We start from the raw sequence: 12,153 nt of genomic DNA, 5'->3' as shown, positions 1-12,153 counted from the left end.
TAAATTATTGATAGAGCACATATGCCCCGATAATCGCAATTACCGAGAATATGGCCGCTAATGTTGAAACGAAGAAAAGTGCGGGCTTTAAAGAAACGCCCTTTTTTATATCTGTAATCTGAAGCTTGATACTGGCAAATGCCGATCCTAAATATGCAATCAACACCGTAAATGTTGAAAGCAGGATCATGAATTCGAATGCTTTTAATAACCCTTTATTCGAATTCACCAGTATGACGATTGACGCCAAAATACTGGAATAAATAAGCGCAGAAACAGGCGTTCCGCTTTTATTCTGTTTGGCAAAAATTTTGGGAAACATTTTATCTTTGGCACCAGCCATCGGTACCACACCAGAAAGAAGGATCATTGAATTTAATGCACCACCAATGGCAATAAGCGCACCGACACCAATAATAAGCGCACCGACATCGCCGAAAATCATCATAGCCGCATCCGCAAACGGCGACGTTGACGTCATGAGGTCAATTGGCGGGATCATGGCCATCACCCCTGCCATCGCAAGCATATAAATAAAAGTTGCCGTCAAGGTGCCCGCAATCAAGGCACGTGGAATTGTTTTTTTCGGATTTTCTACATCATCCGACGGGATCGTTGCCGCCTCAATCCCGATATACGACCACATAATAAGTAAACACATGCTTGAAATCATAATGATCATCGGTTCACCGTTTGGATTAAGTGCGGGTACGGATGTGATATCCCCCATACCAAGTCCAATGGCACCAATGACAAACAGCGGGATCATTTTTAATACTGTGGTGATCAGCTGCACAATACTGGCTTCTTCCACGCCGCGAATATTGATGTATGTGAATATCCAAACAACGGTTATCGCAACAGCCGCGCTTAAGCCTGGCTGACTTGCGACAGAAGGAATAAAGACACCCATATATCCTGAAAATGAAATGGCAATGGCCGCCACACCGATCCATAATGATATCCAATACCCCCACGCCACGACCACTGCCGGAATATGACCGAACGCTTCAAAGACATAAGCATATGGTCCACCGACCTTTGGCGCACGTGCGGCCAGATGACATAGGGAAAAAGCAATTGATAACGCGCCTATCCCCGTTGCAACCCAACCAAGAAAACTGAAACTACCATATGGTGCCAGTATCGCTGGAAGGGTAAAAACGCCCGAACCAATGACCGTACCAACCACCAGCGCCCATGAGCGCCAAAATCCCAAAGATTTCTTCATATAGCTTCCCTTACCGTCTGCTTTCATGTATTTATGATGAGAAATTAGCATAGGGTTAGCAGAATGTGCTGCTAAATTTATGAAAAAGCCGATATTTTATCCATTGAAATTCATATTTCGCAGTTATTAAAACCAGAAAAAGTTAACAATGCCTTTTATTTACAACCCACCAAGTGATCCTTTTCTTGAGGTTATCTATCAGGATGATGATATTTTGGTGCTGAATAAACAGGCCGGATTATTAACGGTACCGGGGAAAGATCCAAAACACGCGGACTGTCTTGAAACACGGGCCCAAAAAGAATTTCCCACAGCCCTGACAGTACATAGACTGGATATGGACACATCAGGATTGATTGTGATGGGATTAAATAAATTTGCCCACCGTCATTTAAGTCTTCAATTCCAAAACCGTAATGTGGATAAAATATATGAGGCCCTTGCTATTGGCACACCACAGGAAACAGAGGGCTTAATTGATTTGCCGCTTATTTGTGACTGGCCCAATAGGCCGAAACAAATGGTCGATCATGACCGTGGCAAACCATCCCAAACGAAATGGCAGACCATCAATCAAGATGACGATTATTTTCGGGTTCAACTGACCCCGATTACAGGGCGTTCTCATCAATTAAGAGTACATTTAATGGAACTTGGCCATCCAATTCTTGGTGATCGTTTTTACGCCAATGAGCGAGCGCTAAAAATGAAGAACCGTTTATGTCTTCATTCAAAAGAAGTCACCATCATGCATCCTGTATTAAAAGAAAAAATGACCTTTACCAGTAAAGTGCCATTTTAAAGTTCCAGATCACCACTTTTCGGCACATCAAAATGCGCCATCACCATGGCATGGCTAACCTCACTTAATGTCGGCGGCACCCAGTTTGGGTTATGATCTTTATCAATCAATACGGCACGTACCCCTTCATAAAAATCACTATCATACGACGAAATAGCTGCGACAATGCGGTATTCCATGATCATACAATCATCAAATTCCAGTTTTGCGCCGCGGTTAAGTTGTTCAACGATCACTTTTAAACTGATTGGTGACATTTTATTAAGCACGGCCCCGGTTTCCCGTGCCCAGTCATGATCGATATCAGATAAATGATCGAGAATATCTTCCATCGTAGTTTCTGAAAAAGCGGCATCAATTAAATCACGAAATTCATCAATTGGTGCCTCGCCCGGATCTTCCGCGAAGCGGGCAATGATCTGGTCAACATCTTCATCCGATGAAATATCTTCTTGCATCAATGTGGCTACGAATTCTTCTAATTTCTCTGACGACATATATGCGGTTCCTATCCCGGCATATAATACATCCGATCCTTTAAGCCTTGCGCCCGTAAGCCCAAGATATTTACCCAGTGAACCCGGCAAGCGCGGCAAAAAATAACTGCCGCCCACATCAGGAATAAGGCCAATGGCCGATTCCGGCATGGCAAAAAGCGTTTTTTCAGTGACAATCCTGTGTGAACCATGAATGGAGACGCCAACACCGCCCCCCATAACAATACCATCAAGCAGTGCGATATACGGTTTTTTAAAATGATGAATGCGGGCATTCATTTTATATTCGGTGGCAAAAAACTCATCCGCCATTTGGTTATTTTCAAACCCTTGTTCAACAATGGTTCTTACGTCACCACCCGCGCAAAATGCCTTGCCACCTTCACCGCGAATGATCACCGCTTGAATGCTATCATCGCTTTCCCATTCAGAAAGCTTTTGATCAAGTTCCAGGCACATTTCCAGTGACAGAGCATTCAGTACATCCGGTCTATTTAATGAAATGACGCCGAGACCGGATTGTTGATGAAATTGAATTTCTTCGCTCATAATATACCCTTAAAGTGTTGTGATGGATTCAGTGGCCGCCATCAGCCATTCTTTATCTTCGCCATCAAGTAATGGTCCAATTTCCTCGCGTACTTTTGCATGATAAATATTAAGCCACGTAATTTCCGCTGCCGTCATCATATGGGCGTTCACAAGACGAGTATCAATGGGCACCAACGTCACCGTCTCAAAAGTTTGCATCGGTCTATCTTGTCCTCTGAAATTGCTGTTTCTTACAATCACAAGATTTTCAATGCGAATGCCATATTCACCAGTTTTATAAAACCCCGGTTCATTGGATAAAATCATACCGGCCTTAAGCGGTGTATGATGACCAAGTGGCGAAATATTTTGCGGCCCTTCATGAACCCCAAGGTAACTACCGACACCGTGGCCCGTGCCATGATCATAATCAAGGCCAACATCCCATAATGATTTCCGCGCCAGCGTATCAAGATGCGCCCCTGTCCTGCCCACTGGCCATCTGGCCTGTGCCAATGCAATATGGCCTTTTAGAACACGGGTGAAATTATCACGTTGCTCTTCTGTTGGGTCACCAATGGCAATGGTTCTTGTGATATCCGTGGTACCATCCAAATATTGTCCACCAGAATCCACCAGATATAACATCTGGTCTTCTAATTTTTTCGGACTGGCTTCTTTTACATTATAATGAACGATGGCACCGTTTGAACCTGCGCCGCTTATGGTTTCGAAACTGTTTCCTTTAAAAAGCGACACTTCTTGACGATATTCATATAATTTTTCAACGGCGTCGAGTTCATCATATTCACCACTCGCCGCATTTTCATCAATCCAGCGAAGGAACTTACAAACGGCAACCGCATCACGGACATGAGCCGCCCTACATCCATCCAGTTCCACATCATTTTTTTGCGCCTTATCCAGCTGGCATGGATCTTCATGATCAATGATAGTTGCACCCGCCTTTTCAAGCACATCAAAAATAGCGACGTGTGATCTTTTCGGATCAACCAACACTGTTTTCTTCTTTGCACCAAGTTTTTTCAGCGCGCTTTCAAATTGATCTTTGGCATAAATTTTTACGTCATCACCCAAATGGTTTTTAATATCATCATCAAGTTTATCCGGATCAATGAATAATTCTGCTTTCCCGTTCTTTTTCAAGATCGCGAAACTTAAAACCAAGGGCGTACAATCAACATCAGAACCACGGATATTTAATAGCCACGCAATGCTATCAAGTGTCGTGATGATTTGTGCTTCGGCTTGCTTTTCCTTGATGATTTTGGCAAGTCTTTTTCTTTTATCTTTCGATGTTTCCCCCGCATATTGAATATCATGAGGGACGGCCATTTCTTTTGATGGTTCCGGGCGGTCTTGCCATATTTCGTCAATCGGGTTTTCAGATACGGCCTTTAACTCAATACCGTTTTTTGCCAACTTTTCCCGTATATTTTTGACCAACCCTTTATCATGAAGCCATGGATCAAATCCAACGACATCGCCATCGTTCAAAACATCTGAAAACCAATCTTCCGGTTTATCTTTATACAATTTCATTTGTTGATAAAGCTTCATATCAACCTGATCACGTACCTGAAGCGTATATCTTCCGTCCACATAAATGGCGGCCTGATCCAAGGTCACAGATACAAGGCCCGCTGATCCCTTAAACCCGGTTAGCCAAGCAATTCTTTTCGCGTATCCCGGTGTATATTCGCTTTGATGTTCATCGGTATGAGGTACCAGAAATCCGTTTAATTTCTGATCCCGCATTTTCTGCCTTAATGCCGATAATTTATTATCCATTTCAACCTCTGAATTTTGCTGTCACTATATTTACAGAATCCGTTATTTTTGCAAGAAGATAAGTAGGCAATATGTGTTTTTTATGACCAATCTGCGCAGGCATTAAATGCCTCTTCTGTTTATCACTCAAAATAATCTCCCGTAAATTCAACCTTTTAACAAATGGCATGTTTATTGCTTCTAATTACTCCATCAGAAAAGGAGTATAAAATGCAATCAAATATCATTATCCAACAACCACTTCCAAAATCCGCAAATGCCAATCTTAAGGAAAGTGCAGGAATATTGCTGGAAATGGAAATGATGGGTATTGATCCTACTCCTTTTCTTGAAATTGCCGCACGTGATCTTGCCAATCAATATGGTGCAATTGCTCTTGATTATTCCCTTCAAATTGAAAGCGATTTCAAAGATGAAGGAAATATGGAAGCCGCCGCCATTTGGAATGCGATCACCGCACAATTAAACAATCTTGAAAAAACCGGAAACTTGATCGCACATTAATATCACGAAAACTTTCGGGCGACATAACCACTAAAAAGACCCGCTGATATTGCGACAATAATGGCCATGATACCGTAAAATGGCGGATAATCATGAGCGAAGTTATAAATCAATCTTTCAATACCTTGCTTATCAACAAGTAACGGTGTGCTATGTGACATGATGATATTGCCGTCACGCACCAAATATACTTCCGCATTATAATTCCCGACGGGCATGTTTGATGGGAAAGTCAGATTGGCACGGAACAAAATTTGATTTTTCACTTCTACATTACCGTAATTTTCAAGATATAGCCCACGGTCAATCATATTTCTGATCAAGGCCGCCTTATAATCACGCACTTCTGCAGGATCGGCATCACTATTAAAGGTCAGGTTTTCGAGACCCAATTCAAGTTCAACCTGTTTATCAGCCGGTAAAAAATCATCAAGTGATCTTGTTGAACCGATCACATAATAACCTGGCACACCTGAAACATTCACATTTTGATTATTAATCCAGATACCCGCGACATTTTCTTTTTTGCGGATCACAAGGTCAGTTGGGTCACTTTGCACCACAACGATGATGTCATAATCAAGTCCCTGCACCTGAATTTCATCTGTTTGCGTGGCTTCAACGGCATGGCGTTCGATGGCGCCAAATAACAATAGCTCACTTCCGGCAAACTGAGACGTTATTTGAATTTCACTTTGCGAAAGATCAGTTACCAGAGTTTCCGCACGTATTGGTAATATACTTGATAATAATACGAATACTGATGCTATCAATTGACGAAGGTTCATGATCAATGCCCCTCCACAATCATTGTTGAAACGGTATAAAGTTCATCCGGTTCAATAACCAGATCAAGTGCCATCTTAGCACAAACAAGAAGCACCATTCCCGCAAGAAGAATTCTTAATTGCTCGCCTTTTAATTTTGCGCCCACAACCGCACCAACCTGCGCCCCGATAACTGCGGCAACAAGCAAGATAACAGCAAGCACCACATCCACAGTTTGCGTATTAATCGAATGCAAATATGTGGCCGCTGCAGTTACAAATGTAATTTGGAAAAGCGATGTTCCAATCACAACATTGGTCGGCATATGCAGCAAATAAATCATGGCCGGCACCATAATAAAGCCACCGCCAACACCCATAATCGCAGCCAATATCCCGACAAAAGCGCCAATCGCAAGCGGCATAATCACACTGATATACATTTTCGATTTACGAAAACGCATTTTAAATGGCAACGCATCAATCCATGTTCTTTGACGTCTAACGGCCTTTACCACTTCGCCGCGACGGGCACGTAGCATGCTTCTGATGCTTTCAACGAACATAAGCCCACCGACGCTGCCAAGAAACAAAACATAGGCCACAGAAATCATTAAATCCACCTGACCAATGGTTCGCAGGTAAGTAAATATCATCGCACCGATATAGGTACCGACAATACCACCCGCAATCAGCACCATGCCCATTTTAAAATCAACGCCGCCTCTTCGCCAATGGGCCGCAGCACCGGAAACGGATGCCGCCGTAATCTGGTTGGCTTCTGTCGCCACAGCAATCGCAGGAGGAACACCGGAAAAAATCAAAAGCGGCGTCATCAAAAACCCGCCACCAACACCAAACATACCGGATAAAAAGCCCACACCACCCCCCATGGCAAGCAGAACAAATATGTTCATAGAGAGTTCAGCGATGGGCAGGTAGATCTGCATGGTTATTCTTTTTTCTGTGGTGTTTAAAAATTACATTTCGGTCGCCATGATAGAAAATCAATTAGACCCAATAAAAGAATCATTCCTTTGGCCTTGTATAGACCCAAAAATTCGTTCCTGCAAGGGGTCTATGGTGAATTCAATATGACAATCAAAAGTAGCATTATCACAAAGAAATTAACATATGTTTACGGTGAACATTTTTTTGACTAAATTATAACTTAATGCAATGATAAGAAACTGATATCAGCCATAAGAGGTTCAAAAATGCCATCCTATAAAGCACCCGTAAAAGATTACCAATTCTTACTACATCAAGTTTTTAATCTTTCTGACTATGAGCACTTAAAATCATTTGAAGAATCCTCACCTGATCTCATTGACGCTATTCTAGAAGAGGCGGCAAAATTAACGGAAAATGTTTTCCAGCCATTAAACCAGTCTGGCGATGAAGAAGGATGTAAACTTGAAAATGGTGTGGTCTCAACACCAAAGGGTTTCAAGGACGCTTATGATCAATTTACCGAAAGCGGTTGGCAGGGAATTTGTGGCGACCCTGAATATGGCGGACAAGGATTACCGATGGTGCTTGGTCAAGCCATCAATGAAATGATGGTTTCATCCAACTGGGGCCTATCAATGTATCCGGGTCTTACCAATGGCGCGGCCGAAACCATTCATACATGGGGAACAGATGAACAAAAACAGGCATACCTTCCTAAAATGACATCCGGGGAATGGTCCGGCACCATGAACCTAACGGAACCGCATTGCGGCACAGACCTTGGAATGCTTAGAACCAAAGCGGAACCAAATGATGATGGGTCCTATTCAATTTCAGGCACCAAAATATTCATTTCGGCGGGTGATCATGATCTAACTGAAAATATCATCCATCTTGTGCTGGCGCGCATAACAGGTGCACCGGACGGCACAGACGGCATTAGTTTATTTATCGTTCCAAAATTCCAGGTTAACGACGATGGATCACTTGGCAATCACAATGGTGTCACCTGCGGATCGCTCGAAGAAAAAATGGGCATTCATTCAAACGCAACCTGTCTTTTGAATTATGATAATGCAAAAGGATATTTGCTTGGCGAAGAAAATAAAGGCATGCGCGCCATGTTCACCATGATGAATGAAGCCCGTCTTGGCGTTGGTGTTCAGGGACTTGCCATTGCGGAAGTCGCACAACAAAACGCAGCCGATTATGCAAAAGAGCGCATTCAGGGCCGCGCGTTAAAAGGTGCAAAATTCCCAGACCAAGCCGCCGACCCGATCATTGTACATCCTGATGTCAGACGTATGTTAATGACAACCCGTGCATTCACAGAAGGGGCGCGTGCCATCGTTGTTTGGGCCGCCCTTCAATCGGATGTTGCCCGCCATGAACAGGACGAAAATAAAAAAGCACTTGCTTATGATCTGCTTTCACTGATGACGCCGGTGATTAAATCATATCTGACCGATCAAGGCGTTGATGCCGCCAGCCGTTCGATGCAGTGCCTTGGTGGTCATGGATATATTACAGAATGGGGCATGACACAGTTCTTATCAGATGCCCGTATCGCACCAATTTATGAAGGTACCAATGGTATTCAGGCAATGGATTTGGTTGGACGTAAATTACCGCGTAAAAACGGCGAGGTCATAAGAGCATATTTCACCATGATCCAAGAATTCATCGATGAACATAAAGGCAATGAAGATTTAACCGAATATTGCACATTGCTTGAAAAAGCACTGCAAAGACAACAGGCTGCTACCATGTGGTTAATGCAAAATGCCATGAGTGATCCGGATCAAGCGGGTGCCACCGCGCATTATTATCTGAACCTTATGGCGCTCGTTTGTATGGGTTTTGCATGGCTTAATATTCTTATTAAAGCCAAAGCAATGATCAAGGCTGACGAAGGTGATAAAAATTACCTGAAAAATAAGGTCATAACGGGTAATTTTTTCTTCCATCATATTTTGCCAGAAACAACGTCACTAAGATATAAAATCGAGGCCGGCGCAGGAGATGTAATGGCAATGGAAGCAGAAGATTTCTGATTAAGCCTTGCATCTGTCGAATCGTTGTGAGATATAGGTTTTACGCGACTTTTTCATAATAAATAATCAGGGTGTTCAAAATGAGAACTTTTAAAAATCTAATCGGCGGAACGATGGTTCTGGCTGCATCATTCTTATGTGCAAATTCTGCGATGGCTGACTGGAAATTGGTTGAGGGCAGCTCAAACTTATCATATGGCACAATCAAAAACAGCATGATCGGCGAAAATAACACTTTCAAAAAAGTTTCCGGTTCCCTGAATGACGATGGTCATATTGATATTACAATTGACCTTTCATCCGTTGACACACAAATCGAACTACGCGACCAACGCATGCGCGATATTGTGTTTAAGGTTGCTGAAAATGCATCTGCCAAATTAACAGGGGATATGAACCTGCAAGCCCACAATGATCAGGAAATCGGCACCAGTAAAATGGTCGAAGCCACAATCGGTCTAGAACTTGTTGGTGAAAAAATTGAACATGACGTCACCCTAATGGTCACAAGACTTGCTGAAAATAAGGTCCTGGTAACACCACATGGTGTGATGTTTATCGATGTTGATGATTATAATCTGGTATCCGCAATCGAAACATTACGCGGTTTAGCGGGCCTGGATTCCATTGCAACTGTTGTTCCAATGTCTTTTAACCTAACTTTTGAAAAATAGATTTTAATATAAGGATTAAACTATAAATTATGGCCTATAGAATTTCCAAAACAGCGCTGGCTGCCAGCCTGTTCTGTTTGCCTGTGCTTGCCACCAACGCCCTTGCTGAGGTTACACCCGATCAATATAAGTTACTTGCCACTGCTGCCAGTAAAGATGGCGGCAAAGATTTAGCAACGCTTGTTGAATTGCTCGCTGCAACATACCCTGAAGACGCGGAAGAATTCAGACGCATTGCTGAAGAATTAAAACCAACCCCGCCAGTGCAGACGCCATCAGGCCCAACGACACTTGCAGCGGCACGTGGCACTATTTTCTCTGATGAGGGTGCAGAAAAACTTTCGCAAGCGTTCCTACCCGGCTGGGATAAAGAGGTCGAGGTCAACCTGCTGTTTACAACAGGTAACGCCAGACAAAGATCATTTGGTACAGGCACAAAGTTCGTCCGCGAAGCTGAAGCATACCGTCAAGAGGTCACCACATATTTTGATTACAACAACAGTGAAGGCATCACTAATAAACGTAGATATGGTCTTGCCTATAAAAACGATTATTTCATTAATGACCGTTCCTATATCACAGGCTTTGGAAGCTTCGAAGGGGATAGTTTTGGTGCCTTCAACAAACGTTTCACGTTAAACGCCGGTTACGGTATCCGCGTTCTTGATAATGATGAATATAGTTGGAACCTTGAAGCAGGTCCTGCGATGCTAATCACAAAAGCAGCCAGTACAGAAGATTATGATACAACCCTAACCGGTTTTGCCAGCAGTATCTTTTCATGGGTTATCAATGACCGCAGTCAATTTGACAATGAAACAAAAGTTTATATAGGTAATAAAGTCGTTATTGAAAATAAATCAGATTATAAAATACAAATCAGTGGCGCTTTGAGCGGTAAAGTTTCTTTTGATGTGCTTTATAACCGTGACGCACCGATTGACCGTAAAAAAACCGACACGATCACCCGTGTCGGTATTCTATATGATTTCTAATCATCCTATCTTAAGCCCTAGTCATCATGACTGGGGCTTAAATATATTCCTTTAAAATCGCGATCATTTTATCCACGTCCGCATTGGTCGTGAACATATGATTTGATACACGGATTGCATTATACTGCGGTAAGCGTTTAATGGTCATATTGCGCTCACGCATGGCACGCACCAAATCACCATTGTTGACCCCATCAGGTAAACTAAAACTGACGATCGCCGTTCCAAGTTCAGGATCATTTGACGTAATGATTTTAATGCCGTCCAGTTTGGATAATTGCTCGTAACAATAGGCAGCCAGTTCCATACACCGTTTTTCAATGCGGTCTTTACCGATGGCCATATGCCATTCTGCCACATCCCCAAAACCAATTATGTTGGGCGCATTGCGTGTACCCGTCGCCGCCGTATAGGTTTTATAACCACCACTTAAAAACACACTGTTTATTTTCTTCTGTATCGATTTCTTTAAATATAAAACGCCTGTTTCCTTTGGTCCCATAATCCATTTATGACCGCTACAGGCATAAACGTCACAGTCCAATTCATGAACATCAACATTGATCATACCCGGTGCCTGTGCGCCGTCCACAATGAATAAAATATCGCGGCCCTTTATCATTTCAGCCACATCTTTAATCGGCCAACGAAGCCCCGTTACAGTTTCAATATGACTAAGCAGTAATATTTTGGTTTTATCAGTCAAATGTGATTTCACCAAATCCAGAAGTTCAGCTTTACTTTTTGCCGGATAAGGCATTGTCATTTTTTTGATCACCGACCCTTTTGTCGATGCCAAATAATTTAACCCTGTTTCCGCACCGCCATGTTCATGGTTTGTGGTTAATATTTCATCGCCCGCTTGCCAATCGATCCCTGAACAAACAGTATTGATCCCTTCGGTGGTATTTCGGGTTAGGATAATTTCATCTTCCTGTGCCCCAAGAAATTTGGCAAGCTTAGCTCGGGATTTTTCCATTTCCCTGCCCATAGGGCCAAAATTTTCTGCAGCCGGGTTGGCTTCAAGTCGTTTCATTAACGTAAAGACCTTATCCATAACCACTTTGGGTGCTGGGCCAAGTGTGCCCGTATTTAAGTAAATAAGATCATCTTTTAACATCACCTGCTTTCTGACTTCTGCAAATAATTCATCGTCAGAAAGTGTGCTGCTATTGTTAAAATCAACCCCTTGCGAGAAAGCCTTCGCATTGCCGCTCATCAGCGCAACAGTACTTATGCCCACCGCTTTTAAAAGACCGCGGCGCTTATCAAGAAGTTTATTTTCTTTAATGACATTATCCATACTCATATCCCTAACTTTTTTAGAGATTA

The 12,153-nt window shown here is 42.8% G+C and carries 11 protein-coding genes; 5 read left to right on the top strand and 6 right to left on the bottom strand.

The genetic code is table 11. The annotated features are described in order from the left end of the window. Window positions 1-4: 4 nt before the first annotated feature. Window positions 5-1,231 carry an APC family permease gene (locus tag KW060_RS00640; protein ID WP_249036544.1) on the bottom strand — a complete coding sequence of 409 codons (1,227 nt, stop codon included), beginning with the start codon at window positions 1,229-1,231 and terminating at the stop codon, window positions 5-7. Between the two features lie 148 nt (window positions 1,232-1,379). Here KW060_RS00640 and KW060_RS00635 point away from each other — a divergent pair, with 148 nt between their 5' ends. Then, window positions 1,380-2,033, top strand: a complete 654-nt coding sequence (locus KW060_RS00635) for a pseudouridine synthase (RefSeq protein WP_249036543.1) — start codon at window positions 1,380-1,382, stop codon at window positions 2,031-2,033. On the opposite strand, the gene KW060_RS00630 is transcribed toward KW060_RS00635, so the two are convergent. Both KW060_RS00630 and KW060_RS00625 read right to left on the bottom strand, forming a co-directional pair. After that, a complete protein-coding gene (locus KW060_RS00630; protein WP_249036542.1) occupies window positions 2,030-3,079 on the bottom strand; it encodes an enoyl-CoA hydratase/isomerase family protein in 1,050 nt (349 codons plus the stop codon). The genes KW060_RS00635 and KW060_RS00630 overlap by 4 nt on opposite strands. Window positions 3,080-3,088: 9 nt before the next feature. Next, complete coding sequence (locus KW060_RS00625; RefSeq protein ID WP_249036541.1) at window positions 3,089-4,873, bottom strand: aminopeptidase P family protein; 1,785 nt, start codon at window positions 4,871-4,873, stop codon at window positions 3,089-3,091. A 210-nt stretch (window positions 4,874-5,083) separates the two neighbouring features. On the opposite strand from KW060_RS00625, the gene KW060_RS00620 reads away from it, so the two are divergent. Continuing rightward, entirely contained in the window at window positions 5,084-5,377 is a 294-nt protein-coding gene (locus KW060_RS00620; protein WP_249036540.1) for a hypothetical protein, read from the top strand. Between the two features lie 2 nt (window positions 5,378-5,379). Here KW060_RS00620 and KW060_RS00615 read toward each other — a convergent pair whose 3' ends face one another. Both KW060_RS00615 and KW060_RS00610 read right to left on the bottom strand, forming a co-directional pair. Continuing rightward, window positions 5,380-6,165: a TIGR02186 family protein gene (locus KW060_RS00615; RefSeq protein ID WP_249036539.1), complete on the bottom strand. Its 786-nt coding sequence runs from the start codon at window positions 6,163-6,165 to the stop codon at window positions 5,380-5,382. A gap of 2 nt (window positions 6,166-6,167) precedes the next feature. Continuing rightward, window positions 6,168-7,094 carry a sulfite exporter TauE/SafE family protein gene (locus KW060_RS00610; RefSeq protein WP_249036538.1) on the bottom strand — a complete coding sequence of 309 codons (927 nt, stop codon included), beginning with the start codon at window positions 7,092-7,094 and terminating at the stop codon, window positions 6,168-6,170. Between the two features lie 267 nt (window positions 7,095-7,361). On the opposite strand from KW060_RS00610, the gene KW060_RS00605 reads away from it, so the two are divergent. From KW060_RS00605 to KW060_RS00595, 3 genes are all read left to right on the top strand, one after another. After that, complete coding sequence (locus tag KW060_RS00605; protein WP_249036537.1) at window positions 7,362-9,152, top strand: acyl-CoA dehydrogenase C-terminal domain-containing protein; 1,791 nt, start codon at window positions 7,362-7,364, stop codon at window positions 9,150-9,152. Between the two features lie 80 nt (window positions 9,153-9,232). Then, a complete protein-coding gene (locus tag KW060_RS00600; protein ID WP_249036536.1) occupies window positions 9,233-9,826 on the top strand; it encodes a YceI family protein in 594 nt (197 codons plus the stop codon). 29 nt (window positions 9,827-9,855) lie between these two features. Further along, entirely contained in the window at window positions 9,856-10,821 is a 966-nt protein-coding gene (locus tag KW060_RS00595) for a DUF481 domain-containing protein (protein ID WP_249036535.1), read from the top strand. Between the two features lie 37 nt (window positions 10,822-10,858). On the opposite strand, the gene KW060_RS00590 is transcribed toward KW060_RS00595, so the two are convergent. Further along, complete coding sequence (locus KW060_RS00590; RefSeq protein WP_249036534.1) at window positions 10,859-12,124, bottom strand: aminotransferase class V-fold PLP-dependent enzyme; 1,266 nt, start codon at window positions 12,122-12,124, stop codon at window positions 10,859-10,861. Window positions 12,125-12,153 lie beyond the last annotated feature (29 nt).

Source organism: Pseudemcibacter aquimaris, assembly GCF_028869115.1.
GTDB lineage: Bacteria > Pseudomonadota > Alphaproteobacteria > Sphingomonadales > Emcibacteraceae > Pseudemcibacter > Pseudemcibacter aquimaris.
Note: the sequence above shows the minus strand (reverse complement) of the source record. Positions and strands in the feature narration are given on the sequence as shown.